Annotated in this window: 15 protein-coding genes; 8 read left to right on the forward strand and 7 right to left on the reverse strand. The window is 32.8% G+C overall.

What is annotated here, in order from left to right:
• Nucleotides 1-82 precede the first annotated feature (82 nt).
• The 4 genes from odhB to bioB form a co-directional block, all read right to left on the reverse strand.
• The gene (odhB, locus tag WAF17_RS14875) at nucleotides 83-1660 is read right to left on the reverse strand and encodes a 2-oxoglutarate dehydrogenase complex dihydrolipoyllysine-residue succinyltransferase (protein WP_338761126.1); all 1578 of its coding nucleotides are present in this window, start codon (nucleotides 1658-1660) and stop codon (nucleotides 83-85) included.
• Between the two features lie 228 nt (nucleotides 1661-1888).
• The gene (locus WAF17_RS14880) at nucleotides 1889-3559 is read right to left on the reverse strand and encodes a SulP family inorganic anion transporter (RefSeq protein WP_338761128.1); all 1671 of its coding nucleotides are present in this window, start codon (nucleotides 3557-3559) and stop codon (nucleotides 1889-1891) included.
• 301 nt (nucleotides 3560-3860) lie between these two features.
• Nucleotides 3861-4334, reverse strand: a complete 474-nt coding sequence (locus WAF17_RS14885) for a DUF6314 family protein (RefSeq protein ID WP_338761130.1) — start codon at nucleotides 4332-4334, stop codon at nucleotides 3861-3863.
• A gap of 4 nt (nucleotides 4335-4338) precedes the next feature.
• Nucleotides 4339-5340 (reverse strand): biotin synthase BioB, encoded by a 1002-nt coding sequence (gene bioB / locus WAF17_RS14890; protein ID WP_338761132.1) that lies wholly within the window; start codon nucleotides 5338-5340, stop codon nucleotides 4339-4341.
• Nucleotides 5341-6433: 1093 nt separating this feature from the next.
• On the opposite strand from bioB, the gene WAF17_RS14895 reads away from it, so the two are divergent.
• Complete coding sequence (locus WAF17_RS14895) at nucleotides 6434-6766, forward strand: hypothetical protein (protein WP_338761134.1); 333 nt, start codon at nucleotides 6434-6436, stop codon at nucleotides 6764-6766.
• Between the two features lie 108 nt (nucleotides 6767-6874).
• On the forward strand, nucleotides 6875-7960 hold the full coding sequence (locus tag WAF17_RS14900) for an ATP-binding protein (protein ID WP_338761136.1): 1086 nt from the start codon (nucleotides 6875-6877) through the stop codon (nucleotides 7958-7960).
• A gap of 61 nt (nucleotides 7961-8021) precedes the next feature.
• Here WAF17_RS14900 and WAF17_RS14905 read toward each other — a convergent pair whose 3' ends face one another.
• Nucleotides 8022-8405 (reverse strand): hypothetical protein, encoded by a 384-nt coding sequence (locus WAF17_RS14905; protein WP_338761139.1) that lies wholly within the window; start codon nucleotides 8403-8405, stop codon nucleotides 8022-8024.
• Nucleotides 8406-8653: 248 nt separating this feature from the next.
• Nucleotides 8654-9388: a hypothetical protein gene (locus tag WAF17_RS14910; protein ID WP_338761142.1), complete on the reverse strand. Its 735-nt coding sequence runs from the start codon at nucleotides 9386-9388 to the stop codon at nucleotides 8654-8656.
• 175 nt (nucleotides 9389-9563) lie between these two features.
• Here WAF17_RS14910 and WAF17_RS14915 point away from each other — a divergent pair, with 175 nt between their 5' ends.
• From WAF17_RS14915 to surE, 3 genes are all read left to right on the forward strand, one after another.
• Nucleotides 9564-9839 (forward strand): YiaA/YiaB family inner membrane protein, encoded by a 276-nt coding sequence (locus WAF17_RS14915; protein ID WP_338761145.1) that lies wholly within the window; start codon nucleotides 9564-9566, stop codon nucleotides 9837-9839.
• A gap of 54 nt (nucleotides 9840-9893) precedes the next feature.
• On the forward strand, nucleotides 9894-10673 hold the full coding sequence (locus WAF17_RS14920) for a hypothetical protein (protein WP_338761148.1): 780 nt from the start codon (nucleotides 9894-9896) through the stop codon (nucleotides 10671-10673).
• A gap of 102 nt (nucleotides 10674-10775) precedes the next feature.
• A complete protein-coding gene (gene surE / locus WAF17_RS14925; protein ID WP_338761150.1) occupies nucleotides 10776-11597 on the forward strand; it encodes a 5'/3'-nucleotidase SurE in 822 nt (273 codons plus the stop codon).
• Between the two features lie 270 nt (nucleotides 11598-11867).
• Here surE and WAF17_RS14930 read toward each other — a convergent pair whose 3' ends face one another.
• Nucleotides 11868-13172, reverse strand: a complete 1305-nt coding sequence (locus tag WAF17_RS14930; protein WP_338761153.1) for a tetratricopeptide repeat protein — start codon at nucleotides 13170-13172, stop codon at nucleotides 11868-11870.
• A gap of 620 nt (nucleotides 13173-13792) precedes the next feature.
• On the opposite strand from WAF17_RS14930, the gene WAF17_RS14935 reads away from it, so the two are divergent.
• The 3 genes from WAF17_RS14935 (at nucleotide 13793) to WAF17_RS14945 (ending at nucleotide 17477) form a co-directional block, all read left to right on the forward strand.
• Nucleotides 13793-14569, forward strand: a complete 777-nt coding sequence (locus tag WAF17_RS14935; protein WP_338761156.1) for an exodeoxyribonuclease III — start codon at nucleotides 13793-13795, stop codon at nucleotides 14567-14569.
• Between the two features lie 289 nt (nucleotides 14570-14858).
• Nucleotides 14859-16649, forward strand: a complete 1791-nt coding sequence (locus WAF17_RS14940; protein WP_338761159.1) for an ABC transporter substrate-binding protein — start codon at nucleotides 14859-14861, stop codon at nucleotides 16647-16649.
• Nucleotides 16650-16733: 84 nt separating this feature from the next.
• The gene (locus tag WAF17_RS14945; protein ID WP_338761162.1) at nucleotides 16734-17477 is read left to right on the forward strand and encodes a hypothetical protein; all 744 of its coding nucleotides are present in this window, start codon (nucleotides 16734-16736) and stop codon (nucleotides 17475-17477) included.
• Nucleotides 17478-17486 lie beyond the last annotated feature (9 nt).

The raw sequence follows: 17486 nt of genomic DNA on the forward strand, positions 1-17486 counted from the left end.
CCTAAGAGTCTTAAAGAAACTTAGGGTTTAAATACTTGCTTACCTTGCCGTTGTTGGTGTCTCCACCAACGACTTTATGTTATTAAACTCCCAAAAGTAATCTTGAAGGGTCTTCAATCAATTCTTTAATTCTGTATAAGAATGTTACAGATTCTTTTCCATCTACAATTCTGTGGTCATAAGAAAGAGCAACATACATAATCGGACGAATCTCTACTTTTCCATCAATCGCTACTGGGCGTTGAACAATATTATGAAGTCCTAAGATAGCAGATTGAGGAGCATTAATGATTGGAGTAGAAAGCATAGAACCAAAAATACCACCATTGGTAATCGTAAACGTTCCACCTGTCATTTCATCAATGGTCAGTTTTCCATCTCTAGCTTTTACAGCCAAACGGACAACTTCTTTTTCTACACCTGCAAAAGAAAGCTGCTCTGCATTTCTGATAACAGGCACAACCAAACCACGAGGAGAAGAGACTGCAATTGAAACATCAGCATAATTGTGATACAAAATTTCATCTTCTTTTTCGCCTGTAATTTGAGCATTTATCCCTGGGTTTTCCATAAGTGCCATCGTTACAGCCTTTGTAAAGAAAGACATAAAGCCTAGACCAACTTCATTTTTCTCTTTAAATTGGTCTTTATATTTCTTACGCATTTCCATCACAGCCGACATATCTACTTCATTAAAAGTAGTAAGCATTGCTGTCTGATTTTTGGCAGCTACTAAACGTTTTGCAATCGTCTTACGAAGCGAAGACATACGCTCTGTATTTGTACTACGGCTTCCTTGCTGTGTGTTTTCAGCACTTGCTGGTGCTTTACCGTCTTTTTTAGATGAAGAAGCAGGAGCTTTTGGTTGAGAAGGTGCAGATTTTTTAGCATTCTGAGCATCTTCCTTTGTTATTCTTCCATCTCTTCCTGTTCCTTTTACTTCTTCTGGGCTAATTCCTTTTTCAGATAGTATTTTGGCTGCTGCTGGAGAAGCATGTCCTGTTGCATAGGTAGAATCTTTACTAGAATACATATCGCTATTTGGAGCGTTTTCTGCGCCTGAAGAATCAGAGCTAGACGAGCTACTAGAACCATTTCCTCCCATTTCAATTTTAGCAAAATCATCTCCGATAGCAAGTGTAGCACCTGCTTCTGCTATATGAAATACTTTACCTGCTTTTTCGGCAGGAACTTCAAAGTTAGCCTTATCAGACTCTAATTCACAAATTGGGTCATCTAATTCTACTTCTTCTCCATCTTCTACAAGCCAGTTTGCCAATACTACTTCCGAAATAGATTCTCCTACTGTTGGAATTTTCATGATGAAAGTTTCCGTTTTTTGAGAAGATTCTTCTTTTTTCTCTGATTTTGCTTCTGCTTTAGTTTCAGTGTTAGTTTTTTCTTCTTTATCTGTGCTTCCACCTTCTCCTTCTTCGATTACACAAAGAAGCGCACCTATTTCTAACGTATCGCCAGCTTCTGCTTTAAGTCTGATGACACCATCAGCTTCGGCAGGAACTTCAAAAGTTGCTTTATCAGATTCTAATTCACAGATAAGGTCGTCCATTTCTACGTGGTCGCCATCTTCTACAAGCCAGTTTGCGATTACTACTTCGGTAATAGATTCGCCGACTGTAGGTATTTTCATTTCTTTTGCCATATCGTATTTCGGAGTTTGTGGTCGTTACAAGTTTTGATTGCTTTCTAATTAATTATTACTAGGTAAAATTAGAATGCACTACAATAGTTTAAATATACTTCAAAAATACTAAAAAATTGTGATAAATGATAAGTGTTGTATTTTGCATTTATTTTTAGAAAAATTCGAGGTACAAAAAAAAATCAGACAACCGTAAAGATTATCTGATTCATTTTTTTAAATTATTTCTTACTTAGAAATAACTTCATCCATCACATCACTTACTACATAATAACGAGGGTCATCGATAGAGCGTTCAATTACTTCTTCGAATTTTGGATTTGCTTTCAATAACAGTGTAATACATTCTTCACTCAAATGTGTTAGTTTGACTTCTTTTCCTAAATCTAAATAACGATTTGCTACTCCTCTAAGTGCTTCAATGCCTGAATGGTCACTTACCTTTGATTCTATAAAATCAATTTCTACTTTTTCTGGGTCAGTCTTTGGGTCAAATTTAGCACTAAATGCTTGTGTAGAACCGAAAAATAAAGGTCCCCAAATTTCATAAACCTTCGTTCCATTTTCTTTGATATGCTTTCTAGCACGAATACGAGTAGCATTTTCCCAAGCAAAAACAAGAGCTGACATAATCACACCTACAAAAACAGCAATTGCCAAATCTTGCCACACCGTAACAGCCGAAACAGTAATCAAAACAATAGCATCAGAAATAGGAATTTTGTGTAAAATACGGAAACTACTCCAAGCAAATGTTCCAATCACAACCATAAACATAACTCCAACTAAGGCAGCAATCGGAATTTGCTCAATAAGTGGCGCACCAAAAAGAACAAAACAAAGAAGTGCAATCGCAGCAATAACACCTGATAAACGCCCACGACCACCAGATTCTACATTAATGATGGATTGTCCAATCATAGCACAACCACCCATTCCACCAAAAAGACCATTCAAAATATTTGCAGCTCCTTGAGCGACACATTCACGGTTTCCACTTCCTCTAGTTTCGGTCATTTCATCTAATAAATTTAAGGTCATTAAAGATTCTATCAAACCAACGGCAGCCAAAAGAAAAGCAGTTGATAAAATGAGTGTCCAATGTTCTTTCATTGTATAGAAAAGTGTAAAAATTTGGTTTTGGAAAGTAGGCAAAGAACCTTCAATTCCTGTTGATTTTCCATTACTTCCTTCAATTACAAATGATTTTACGGTACTTACTTCTATTCCTCCAAAAATTGTAATAGCAGCTACAACTACAATGGCAACTAAAGCAGACGGAACTTTCTTCGTCAGTTTTGGCAGACCAAACATAATTCCCATCGTAAGAGCAACCAAACCAATCATTATATACATATCATTTCCTTGTAACCAAACTTTTGTCGCTGTATCTCCTACCATTACTTTTTCTTTAAAAAAGTCTATCTGAGCCATAAAAATCACGATAGCAAGTCCGTTTACAAAACCCATCATTACAGGGTGTGGAATAAGACGAACAAATTTTCCCAAACGAAAAACACCAGCCAAAACTTGAAAAATACCTACCAAAAGAAGCGTAATAAATAGCCATTGCAAACCTAAATAGTCATCTGCCATACCTAAGGCTTTTCCAACTTCATTTCCTTTGATAATCAAATGTGTACTTACCACAACAGCAGCCATTGCACCTGTCGCACCTGAAATCATCCCCGGTCGCCCTCCAAAAATTGCTGTAACAATTCCCATCATAAAAGCACCGTATAGACCAACTATTGGGTCAATTCCTGCCACAAAAGCAAAGGCAATCGCTTCTGGAACGAGTGCCAAAGCTACTGTAAGTCCAGAAAGAACATCATCCTTTGGATTTTGGGTAAAGGTTTGAGAGAAGTTTTGAGTAAAGTTTTTGAATATTGAAGTCATTTTTTTGATATTTTAGAGTTACACAACGGTGTAACTGTACGATTATATTTTTTGCAGAAATGTATCTAGTTATGTATCTGTGTGATGAGGCTTTTTTTTGAAGGTGCAAAGGTACGATTTTTAAATTTGATGTGGGTAATGCGATATAAAAGAAAACAAAAAATCCATTATCTATTGAGAAAATAAATAATGGATTTTAAAACGATTTAAAACTTTGACAGTCCTTTCAGAAGGCTGTCAATAGTTGAAATATCAAACTATTGTCAGAGTTATTTTGGATTACCAAAAACTACTGACAAAGTTAATTTTCTATTTTAGTATAAACAGATTTTATTTCTAGATTTGAATTTGAACCTTTTACAGTATATTCAGTATCAAACGAGAGTTCATTTTTGAAAAAATATTTCCCATTGTGTAAATCTAATCTACAAACATGTTCAGTTCCTACAAAGCTACTTCCATCATCTAACGGAATAAGACTTTGAAATAATTCTCCTTTAGTTATACCATCATTTAGTATGATATGAATAGTATCATCTTTAAGTTGATAAATATATTTTCTTGTAAAATTTATCTTTTTAGAGCTATTGGATAAAGAAAGAACTCCTGTTTCTTCATAATACAAAGAATTATAATCAGTTTTATCTAAAAAAGTAAATGATGCTTTTCCATTAGCAAAATCTAAAACATCAGTTGTAAGATTTTTTATTTCTCTATCAAACAACCAACTCCCTTCTAAACTATTGAAAATTTCTTTTATAGATTTAATTGACATTTGACTATGCTTTTACTGTATTCTCCTCATTCTTAAAAGCCTCACGAGGTTTGATTTGCAAGATTTGGAATAATTCTTTGTCCGTTTTTGTATCTGGGTTTGGTGTCGTGAGAAGTTTATCTCCTGCAAAAATAGAATTTGCACCAGCCAAAAAGCAAAGAGCTTGTTCTTCTACACTCATTCTGACACGTCCAGCAGACAAACGAACCATTGCTTTAGGCATAATAATTCGTGCCGTTGCTATCATTCTGACCATTTCCCAAACTGAAACCTTTTCTTGTTCCTCTAATGGCGTTCCCTCCACAGGCACAAGCGCATTTACAGGAACAGATTCTGGATGTTCTGGAAGGGTTGCAAGGGTGTGAAGCATTCCGATACGGTCTTCTTCTGCTTCTCCCATTCCTATTATTCCACCTGAACAAACTGAAATACCCGACTTACGAACATTCTCTAATGTATCCAAACGATTCGAATAATCTCTAGTGCTGATAATTTTGTCGTAATATTCTTCGCTTGTATCTAAGTTATGATTGTAAGCGTAAAGTCCTGCTGCTTTTAGTTTGTTAGCTTGTTCTTCTGTGAGCATTCCCAATGTACAACAAACTTCTAAGCCCATTCCATTGATTTCTTTTACAGCATCAACTACTCTATCAAATTCTCTTCCGTTGCGTACCTCTCTCCAAGCTGCCCCCATACAAAAACGTGTACTACCAGATTCTTTAGCTTCTTTAGCTTTAGATATAATTTCTTGATTTTTGAGCATTCTACTTGCTTCTACGTCGGTGTGATAACGTGCAGCCTGTGGACAATACGAACAATCTTCTGGACAACCTCCAGTTTTGACAGACAAAAGTGTGCAAACTTGTACCTCTGATGTTTCGTGGAATTTTCTGTGAACACTTGCGCCCTTATAGATGAGTTCTAAAACAGGTGTATTATAAATTTCGGCTATTTCGGCACGAGTCCAATTTGTTTTTATTAAGTGGTCTAATGGTGTTTCTGACATTTGCGTGTATTTTTATATGAATGAGTATTCTGTTTTTAGAAAGTAGAAAGAACTACAATTTACACAAAAATAGAAAAAACAAAATTCTAATCTTTCCTTACTATTCTAAAATGATAAAAAAGCCTTCAAAAACCCACAAAATCAAGGTTAGAAAATAGCTTTTTAGGATTCATTAAAAAAATGACAAAAAAAGAGTAAAATCTATAAGTCAAATTATGAAATCTCTAAAGATTGAGATAAATTATTACGAAATATGCAAAATTTAATTAATTTAATTAGAAAATTTGCAACAAAAGAATCTTTTCCTTTACTTTGTATCATCAGAAAGGGAAAAACGTTACAAATTTCATAAACGCTAAAAGAGCATTTGAAATTTAACTAATAACGACTTACTGATAACTGAAAATGTAGGATGGTGAAATTTTGGCAGCCACGCCCTTCGGTCTCAGGGGTGAAGGTTTGGGATAAATCAAATGACTATTTCTAATATTCATCTGACTAACTACTTCGTGAAGGTTCGAGTCCTTCTCCTACAGCAACTAAAAGTAAAAAACGTTTGCTTTTAAGTATTTGAATTTTGTATTTAACTGGTAACTGTAAAACTGATTACTGGTAACTGATTAAATTGTAGGATGGTGAAATTTTGGCAGCCACGCCCCTCGGTCTCAGGGGTGAAGGTTTGGGATAAATCAAATGACTATTTCTGATATTCATCTGACTAACTACTTCGTGAAGGTTCGAGTCCTTCTCCTACAGCAAAACGTATTTGACAAAAAAAGAAAGTAAAAAAGGTTACTTTCACGTATTTAACTGGTAACTATCTAACTGCTTACTGGTAACTGATTAAATTGTAGGATGGTGAAATTTTGGCAGCCACGCCCTTCGGTCTCAAGGGTGAAGGTTTGGGATAAATCAAATGACTATTTCTAATATTCATCTGACTAACTACTTCGTGAAGGTTCGAGTCCTTCTCCTACAGCTATCAACTATAAAAACTGTTATTTTCTATTTTGAGAATAACAGTTTTTTTTAAACAAACTGGTCTTTCATTTGCTTCATAAATAGAAAACTATCTACTCAAAATAAGATAAAAATGCCAGTTATTAAAAAACAGCCAAATTTTTCTATTGCCATTTTGAATAAAGACTTTAGTATAAAGTCTGTTTCCAATTCTTTTTTGAATTTACTTCGTCTTGAAGAAGTAAAACCTTACTTCCAAAATATTCTTGAAACTTCATTAGAAAATATAGATATTCAAAATATAAGTCATTCTGATATTGTAAGACGTAGTAATGCACCACACCCCGACAACTTACAAAATACACTTTCAAGACATATTTCCTTTTTCGATATACTTCCGAAATACAATGATACTTTGCTTAGTCAAGCTATAAAATTGGCTTTAAAAGGAAAAATCAATCACTAGGAAGAAAATATAGAACACGATGAAGAGATAAAAAATATAAAATGGAATATTTATCCAAAACTAAATCAAGATAAGGAAGTAGAAGAAATTGTTTTGATTGGAGAAGATATGACAGATTACAAATCTAGTCTTACGACGGCTTTACAGGCTAAACACCTTTCAAGAACAGGACATTGGCAAGTGGACTTAGCTAACAATATAGTGATTTGGAGTGATGTAACACGCATAATACATGAAGTAGATGAAGATTATATACCTACTTTGGAAGATGGAATTTACTTTTATGAAAAAGGAGATAGTAGAGATTTAATTATGAGATGCGTACAAGAGGCGATAAGTAATGGCACTCCATGGGATATAGAAGTTACATTGATTACAGCAAAAAATAATAAGATTTGGGTACGAGCAAAAGGAGAAGCAGAATATGAAAATGGAACATGTACTCGTTTGGTAGGAATTTTTCAAGACATCACACCACAAATCAAAAAAAGACATAAGTTAGAAGAACTTTTACAAATAACAGGTAATCAAAATGCTAGACTGACCAACTTTGCTCATATTGTTTCTCATAATTTACGTTCTCATACCAGTAATATGGAAGCTCTAATTTATCTAACAGAGCAAGAAACAAATGAAGAAAACAAAAAAGAACTTTTTGAGCATATTTCGTCCTCTGTATTTAAGCTGAAAGATACCATAGTAAACTTGACAAAAGTAGTAGATATTCAAAACAATGATTTGCCTTTAGAGAAAATCAATATATACAATGCTACTTTGAATATTATAGAAAGTATAAGAACTCTTTTCAAACAAGAAAGTGTTGAGGTAATAAATGAGATAGAACCTACATTGGAAGTAAAGGCTCTTCCTGCTTACTTTCAAAGTGTAGTGCTGAACTTCTTGACCAATGCCATAAAATATAAATCGTCTAAAAAAAATGCTTTTGTCAGACTTTCTACCTCTAAGAAACAGAAAAGTGTTATTCTTTCCATTGAAGATAATGGTCTAGGAATTGATTTAGAACAACATGGAAAAAAACTATTTGGTATGTACAAAACATTTCATGAACACCAAGATGCTAAAGGAATAGGTCTTTTTATTTCAAAAAACCAAATGGAAGCCATGGGAGGAATAATTGATGTACAAAGTGAAGTAGGAAAAGGAACAACTTTTTACCTAGAGTTTCTGATTTGATTGTTAGTAAATAATTTTACTGGCAAGTCTTTTTTGGTTTTTAGGAAGATATAATCTTTGTCTATTGGTTCATTGTTGTTTCAACAAATTTTACTGCCTCTGCAATACTTATAGTAAATACTCCTGCCTTTTTAGCTTCAAATGCTTCTTTCCAATTTTGATACCCTGCTTCAAAATCAGAGAGTTCTTCTTTTGAACTCTTTAATGTTGTTACACTTTCAACGATGGATTTTCTAGAAAAAGGCAAGTGTCCAATCGTTTCTGATAGTTTACTTTCTGTTGAAGAATTTTTCATTCTCAGTCCATTAACTGAAATATGAATAAATACTTCCTCATTTTCTAATTTATCAATCTTGACAATTTGAATTGTAGAATTTTCCTCCCCTTTTCTAGTTTCGTAATTCCATACTTGTCCAACTTCAAATTTTTCGTCTGTGTAATTCATTTCTTTTGTTGATTTAGTTTGACTTGAGCAACCTATAATTGTAAAAAATACTAATCCAATGAAAAGTAAATTATTCATTTTTTCTTTTTTATAAATATTTCTAAATTAATTTAATTCGCTTTCTTTTTAAAAGCCATACTATCTTTAAATGCAGTATTGCTTAGTAAGTAGGTGATGACAAGTTTTAGAAGCTATTTTTAAAAGTAAAAGTTCCTCTAAAATTAAAATAATTTCAAAATTTATTTCCTTCAAAAAACTACCCCCAAACCAACACCAGCTCTAGGCAAAACGCCTTTGTAAGCTCTATTAAAAATTCCGTTGTGCCAACGAATTATTTCTTTATGTTGTACTTTATCTGTATTCTGAATCTCTGTTTGTGTTTCTGTATTTGTTCCTCTGTATCCTCCACCAACATACAAATCAATAAAAAAGTGTTGTGCAAAAGTCTGTTGAAAACCAAACTGAATACCTCCACTTAAAGCTTCTATATTTCGAATTCCTTTATAAGTAAGAAAGTTTTCTGTTCCTGTATTATCAAAGGAAGAAACATTTTCATAGTCATAATTTTGTTCAAACTGTTCTCCTCTTGCCCAAAGTCCAACATAAATTCCTTGTTGATACGATTTTTTATTTGAGTTTGTACGCACTTTAAAACGCTTGACATAAAAACGATATTGTGCTTCCAAGTTATAACCATTTTCTTCTAAATATTCATTACTTAGTCCTGTAATTCCTCCATACAATACAAAACTTCGGTCTTGATATTTATTAAAACGCTGAATACCGATTTGTAAGGTAGAGCGAAAAATATAGGAAGGAACAAAAGAAATAGCTGTCTTTTTGGGTGGCAAAACTTGAGTTTGATTTGTAGTTTGCTCTTGGATTTGTTGTGCCTTTGATAGATTAAAACAAGAATAAAGAGATAGAAATAGCGATAAAGTTACTACTTGAAAGAATAATTTTGATAAAAAATACTGTTTCATAAAGTCGGTTTTTATATAAAAATTATCGTAAAAAATGCTTTTTGTCTGTTTTGAGGTTTGTGTTTGGTTTTTGTTAAAGTCAGTTTTTGTGTATTCTTCTTCAACGGGAAATATAGAGTTGCGTTAAGTCTATTATATCACAGAAATATATTCAACTTCTAAATTAAACTTTATTATGGACAATACAGAATTACATCAAAAAAACACCTCTGCTTGGAGAGTTCAAACTTGGATTTCGTTTTTATTTGCCTTCGTGGGTACAGGCGCAGGAATTGCTTATCTACCTGCCGATTGGTGGATAAAAGGCTTTTTATTAATGGGAATGTTCTTTACAGTTGGTTCTGCCTTCACACTTTCCAAAACCATCCGAGACGACCACGAAAGCACGAAAATGATTAACCGAATAAAAAATGCCAAAACTGAACGAGTTTTGAAAGATTATGAATCTTAGTAGTCATAAAAATGCACTCATGAAAAGTTATTATTTTACCTTCATTCTACAACTATGAAAAATTCAAGTTCAAATCTCAGCGCATCTTTAGTTAGTATTACTTTTTTAGTTTTGATTGTTTTTGCCGTCTTGAAATGGCTTGACATTCCGACAGGCGATTTTATGGATTGGGCAATCGGTGTAGGCTGTTTTTGGTGGCTCTTGCTTATTACTACTGTACCTTGGAATATGCATTTTAAGGCAAAGGAAATTTTATCAGACGTAAAAGAATCTCAAAAAACAGGAATTAATGTCGAAAATATTGACATTGATTATGCTCAAAAAATTTCAAAAACTTATCTTTTTGTAGCTATTTTTTTACATATTTTATCGGCTGTTGGACTCTATATTTTGGCAAAAACAGGTGTTAGTGTTGTGGGATATATTGGTGCTGCTTTTGCCCTTGCTCTAACGGCTCTCCGTCCTTCTGTCAGAATGTATGATTATATTTCATACCGTCTTTCGAATATGCAACAACGCATAAAATACCCTAGAGAAGATATAAATAAAGTTATTTCTGATTTGGAGCAATTAAAATATGAAGTTTCGGTATTAAGTGAAAAACTAGATACAGAAAATTCTAACTCTTGGGTAAGTAGAAAGGAAAATGAAGTACAAGAACTTAGAGAATCTATGCGCCAAATCCGTCAAAATTTTGAAACACTTAATGTTCAGTCACAATCTAATCATCAAGCACTTGTCAAACAAACTGAAACCAAAATTGCATCACTTTCAGAAGATGCTCAATTTCTGAATCAAGCTAGGCAACTGGTTCGATTTATAAAAGAAGCCTAATTTTTAGTCGACAATTCAAATCTTACTCAAAGGCTGATTATACAATCAAAAATTCCTACCTTTACTTTATCAACTAAACCAAAAAAATAAGAGGAATAGATTATGAAAAACGACAAATCAACAGCTACAAATCAAAAACCATTGATTTTAGTTTCGAACGATGATGGAATTACAGCAAAAGGAATACGAGAATTAGTAGAAATGATGACTCTTTTGGGAGAAGTGATTGTAGTTGCTCCTGATAGTCCACAATCTGGAATGGGACACGCAATTACAATTCATATGCCTTTGAAAGTGAGAAAATCGGATGTTTTTAAAGATTTGAATGTAGAAGCCTATGAATGTTCGGGTACACCTGCTGATTGCGTCAAACTTGCCAAATTTCATTTATTCGATAACAGAACACCTGATTTGGTGGTAAGTGGAATTAATCATGGAAGCAATACTTCAATTAGTATTTTATATTCTGGAACAATGTCAGCAGCTATTGAAGGAGCAATTGATGGAATGCCTTCGATTGGGTTTTCGCTGTGTGATTATGGAGATGATGCCGATTTTTCTCATATTCGCCCTCATTTATTAAAAATTGCAGAACAAACTCTCAAAAATGGTCTTCCTAAAAATATAGCCTTGAATGTTAATTTCCCTGCTCGTTTTGATAAAAATACAAATGAAGAAAAAGAAATAAAAGGAACAAAGGTTTGTCGTCAAGCACACGCACGTTGGCAAGAAAAGTTTGATTTACGAACTGACCCTTATGGAAGAGAGTATTTGTGGCTTGCAGGGGATTTTGTAAACCCAGATAAAGGCGATGATACGGATGAGTGGGCAGTAAACAATGGTTATGTTTCTGTTGTTCCGTGTCAGTTTGATATGACAGCACACCACGGAATTACACATATTAATAATGAATGGGAGATATAAGAATACAAATTTAGACTTTGGAAGGTAGAGTTTAGAATTAATACAAATATGTAGGTTAAAGACTTTCCTTTGACTGTATTCAAAAAAGTTGTTCAGCCTTTGTTGGTGTTTTAGCGAAGCGACACCAACAAACATACCTATAAAACCCGTTCTTAAACAACTTCTACAAATTTAGAATTAATACAAAAAGGAATTTGAAGCATTCAAATTCCTTTTTTTTGTAAAATTACTATCTATTTTTGACATTTCACAAATGAAATTTTTCAACAACTAAACAGCATTTATTTTTTTGATTTCTTCTTGCGCTGCATACCTAAAATCTCCGTGCTTTACATTCTTAAAATATTGAATAGCAAAATCATTTTTTCCTATTTTTCTATACATCACTCCTGTTGCAAATGTAAATTGAGCTTGTAGAGTTGGGGGAATATTACTCAAATGAGAAAGTTGTCGCATTTCTGTAATTGCTTCATTTGTATTTCCTGAATGAAAAAGTGAAACTGCACGTAGAAAACGAACATCATAACGCAAAGGCTGAATAGCTAGACAAGAATCTGAAGAATGAATAGCCTCTTGATAATTTTCGTTTTGAAATTGTAAAAGAGCTAATTCTGAATACGAACGAGCTTTGGTATCATAATCTTTTGCATGTTCGACAGCTACTTTCAACCTTTCTATAACTGCTGTATGATTAATTTCCTCTACGGCTAGTTGTCCTCCTAGTTCATTTGCTTTTGTATAACTTGGGTCTTGTCTTAGAGCTTGTTTTATATATGTTTTTGCTGTTTGATATTCAAAAATAGTATGATAGGCTTGTGCTAATCTATACTGATAATTTGGCATCATCTTAAAGACTTTTTCTTTGAAAGAACCTACATTTGCTTTGGCAAGAGCTTCTTTTGCCTTTTCATATTCCCCTATTTCGTGTAGTGCATAACCCAATTGAAAGTAAAAACGAGGAGTATCTTTAGAGTCAGTCAATAATTTTAACCCTGCTTCTGCATCCGAAATAGCTTGTGCATATTCTTTTTCTTGATTATGATACCATGCCGAAAAATACCAAACGTGTGGATTTTGAGGGGCAATCGAACGAGCATCTTGTAAATGAACAGGAAAACCTACAAGATTTTCTTGAGAATATAGAAGCTTCAAAATATGTAAACGATACGACAAACGACGTTGCATATTGTCCTCAAACTGTGCTGCTCTTCCTAAATAAGTAATTACTTTTCTAATATTTCCTTTATAACCATATAGTTTGGAAAGAGCAATATAAGATTCTACATGGTCTTGTTTTAATTGAGTTGCTTTTTCCAAGCAATCAATCGCATTATCTACCCTTTTAAGCAAATAATAACATTTACCTTGTTGTACAAAATATTTATAGTTATTTGGGTCTTTAGCTATGGCTTTATCATACATTGAAATTGCCGTAGTATATTGTCGTTTTGCTCTAAATGTTTCTGCCTGTACATACTCATCTAGTCCTCCTCCAGAGTGTTGAGCTGAAAGTTGAGCTGATAGTAGGGGAAACATACCAAACAACAAAATAATTAAAAAAGTGGTCTTTCTCATGTATAAAAAATGAACAGTAAGGGACAAATACGAAATAGTAAGTCTAATCGAATATAGCTAGATTAGGAGTTTTGTTATTATAACTCTCTAATAAACAAGATGTTGTAATTTTAACTTGAATTTGTGTCTGTTTTTAACAAAGATACGGACACTACATTGTTAATCAAAAAAAATCTCGCTTATCTATAAATTCAAAATAAGAATCTTATATTTAATATAAACTCATAATCAAAATCTATATTTCATACTTCTCTTATGTGAACTGTTTTGAGAAAATTATTGTCAGTACACCTTCAATATATCAGATAATTTAGTTCGAGATAACTATAACTTAAAAATATCTGAACAGAAACAGTATAACAACAAACTTACGTCATATGTATATCCAATAGTTTACCAAAGTTTGATTTACGACGACTAATTAGTACCGATTTTATACGAATGGCTCATTTAATCCGACGAAATAAAGAAGAAGGCACTATAAATGAAGCTATTTTCAATTTGAAAGTTTAAATAATTTGTTTACTATCTATGTTTACAACAAAAAAGAAGAGTGAAAAGGCTCATTAAGAGTTATCGAATCAAACATAAACTACTTCAATAAATCAAAAAATAAAACGATGAAAATTATTACTTATAATGTAAATGGAATTAGAGCAGCTTTAAAGAAAGATTTTGCTCAGTGGCTCAAAGAAATTGATGCTGATATTGTGTGTTTGCAGGAAATCAAAATTGAAGAAAAACTAGTTGATAAGGCTCTTTTTGAATCTTTAGGTTATCATTCTTATTGGTTTTCGGCACAAAAAAAAGGATATAGTGGAACAGCTATTCTTTCCAAAATAAAACCAATTTCGATAGAAAAAGGCTCATCTATGCAACAGTCTGATGATGAGGGAAGAGTTTTGAAAGCTAATTTTGAAGTAAATGGAGTTTCTTTTTCGGTTATAAATGTCTATATTCCTTCGGGTTCTTCGGGAGCACAACGTCAAGAGTACAAATATCAATGGCTCTCTGAATTTGATGAGTATTTGAAAAAAGTCAGAACTCAACAAGAAAATATTATCGTTTGTGGAGATTATAATATTGCTCATAAAGAGATTGATATTCATAATCCAAAATCAAATAAAAAATCTTCGGGGTTTTTGCCAGAAGAAAGAGAATGGTTAGATAATTATGAAAAAAAGGGTATGATTGATGCTTTTAGACGCTTCAATAAAGAACCTCACAATTACTCGTGGTGGACATATCGCAACAATTGTAGGGCAAAAAATAAAGGTTGGCGAATAGATTATCATTTTATATCGCAGCCCTTTTCAGAACATATGATGGATTGTCAAATTCTTTCAGAAGTAGTTCATTCTGACCATTGTCCTGTTTTACTTTCTTTATCACTATAAATTTTGAGATACAATTACATTTTGAATAACCATTACGTAAATTAGTTTGACAATACAAGACAAAAATTACTATATTTACATAATTTATGAGCAAAGTTTTTGATTTCCTAAATTATTTATACAAATTGTTTTTACTTATTCTTGTTATAGGAGTTTTTAATTTATAAATTTAGGAAAATTTAAGTCTTAAATTACTTAAAAATCTTCAACTTATACTCTACTAAAATTGAAATCTAATTATATATCATTCAGATTTTCTCATCTTCAATGTTATTTAAGGCACATTCGTATGAAGCAAATACCTACTAAACTTTACTCTCTACTCTTACTTTTCGCTCTTTTTTCTTGTATATCACTTACTTCTTGTAACGATTCTGGTTCTTCAGAAGCTGGAAATGTTAGAGAAGCAAAAGGAGGACGTTTTTATGGAGGAGTGTTTAATGTAAATGAAACAGAATACTTCAGAACATTATTTCCTCTAAATATTGTTGATGTTTATTCATACAGAATTGCTTCACAAGTTTATGAAGGACTTTTCAAATTAGACCCAAAGACACTAAAAGTAACTAACGGACTTGCAGAAAGCTATGAGCTTAGTGATGACCGATTAGTTTATACCATTCGTTTGAAAAAAGGAGTTTATTTTCACGATGATGCAGCTTTTGCAGGTGGAAAAGGAAGAGAATTTACGGCTGATGATGTCAAATACTGTTTTACTCGCCTAGCAACACAAAGTCGTGATAATCAAGGTTTTCACGTTATTGGAGGAGTGATAAAAGGAGCAACAGCTTATTATAACGCAACTGCAAATGGAGCAAAACCAGCTTCTGAAATAGAAGGGGTAAAAGTAATTGATAGTCATACAATCCAAATTACACTTGAAAAACCAAATGCGTTGTTTCTCAATTATTTAGCCCGTCCAGAAGCCTATATTTTTGCAAAAGAAGCTTATGAAAAATATGGCGTAGATATGGGAGGAAAGGCTATCGGAACAGGAGCTTTTGTGTTGGCAGATGTAGAAGAAGATGTTTCTGTTATCTTAAAAAGAAACGATAATTATCACGGAATAGATGAAGCAGGAAATCGTTTGCCTTATCTTGATGCTGTAAAAGTTTATTTTATTAAAGATAAAAAAACAGAGCTTTTTGAGTTTCGTAAGAACAAACTAGATATGGTTTACCGTCTTCCGACAGATTATATTATTGATATTATAGATGAGTATCAACGTGCTGACGGTTCTTTGCCTTTTGAATTAGAACACGAACCAGAAATGCAAACTCAGATTCTGACGTTTATGACAGATGATGAAATCTTTAAAAATGCAGATGTACGTCGTGCTTTTTCTTTTGCTATCAATAAAGATGAAATTTTTGAATACGTATTAGGTGGAGAAGCTTATGAAGCTGGTCATCACGGAATTACGCCACCTTCTTTCAAAGATAAAGGTTATCCAGATGATGTATATGGTTATGCTTATAATCCAGATTCGGCTCGTTATTATTTCAATAAAGCAGGATATAGAAATGCAAAGGATTTTCCTAAAATTACTTTAGAGCTTAATGCAGAAGGCGACCGTAATACGAATGTAGCCGTCGAAATCAAAAAAGATTTAAAGGATGTTTTGGGGGTTGATGTAGAGCTTAATATTGTTCCGATGGCACAATCTACTGATAAAATGATGACAGGAAACTTCCAACTCATTAAACTTTCTTGGATTGCAGATTTTCCTAGCCCAGAAGCATTTATTCGTATGTTTTATGGACAAGATGTTCCTAGTACAGTCGGAACGGTTTCTTATCCAAACTTATCTCGTTATAAAAACCCAGAATTTGATGAGTTGTATGAAAAAGCAATGAATGCAGCTAATGAGGAGGAAGCAATTAAGTTTTTTGCTCAAGCTGAAAATATAGCAATGAGAGATGCTCCAATTATCGTTTTGTGGTATGATGAAGGCTATCGTTTGTTACAGCCTTACGTTAAAAACTTCCCTAACAACCCAATGCAATACCGAGATTTTTCACAAGTTTATTTAGAGCCAAAAGTAACTGAAAATCCAAACAATGCACAGGCAGGAAATTAAAAAACATAACTTTAAAGTTTTAAAAAAGCCGTTTATTTTTATAATAAATGGTTTTTTTTCTGTCAAAATTTAACTTAGAAATATATGAAAACCTCAAAAAAACAAATTAGAGATAGAATTATTGAAGAAAAATATAAAGCCTTTCAAGATTTGAAACAGATTGAATTGCGCTTGATGGAAACACATAAAAAAGATTTTGAAAAATGGATTGCTCTAAATGAATATTTTGAAGAATTAGAAAAAACAGAGTACGAGCTTATACACGAAGATATTGAGGAAGAGCAAGATGCAGAGCTAAGAACATTATTTGAAATGACGACAAAACAAATAATAGATATGAGTTCTAGAGATATATTTCATACTGTTTTTACAGATTATTTAGAGAAGGAAGTTCAAAATTCTGTAGAAAAATTTTTGAATAATAAAGGCTTGATGGGCGTAATGATACACCTTAGAGAGTATATGGATGTAGCAAGTAAAGAACTTACTCTTAAAATGTTCAAGGAACATGATAAATGGGTTTCGAAAGACCCTAAAAAAGATTCTTTTCAAGAAATGAGAACATTCCTGAAAATGAGAAAGCAAATTGAGATATTATCGCAAAATAGATTAGACGAGATTACAGAAGAATTTGTAAATAGTTTAGATAACAAAACATTGAAAGAAGCTGCTCTTTCTGTTCAACTCTCAGAAAGTCTAATAAAAACGACGATGGAATTTGTTTTCAATAGAATAGAAGCAAAGTTGAACGTGATTATGGAGGAGTATAAAACAGTCAGCACAATTCTTCAAGAGAATATCAAGAAAAAAATAATGGAAAAAGAATAGTTTGGACAA

The organism is Bernardetia sp. ABR2-2B (genome assembly GCF_037126435.1).
GTDB lineage: Bacteria > Bacteroidota > Bacteroidia > Cytophagales > Bernardetiaceae > Bernardetia.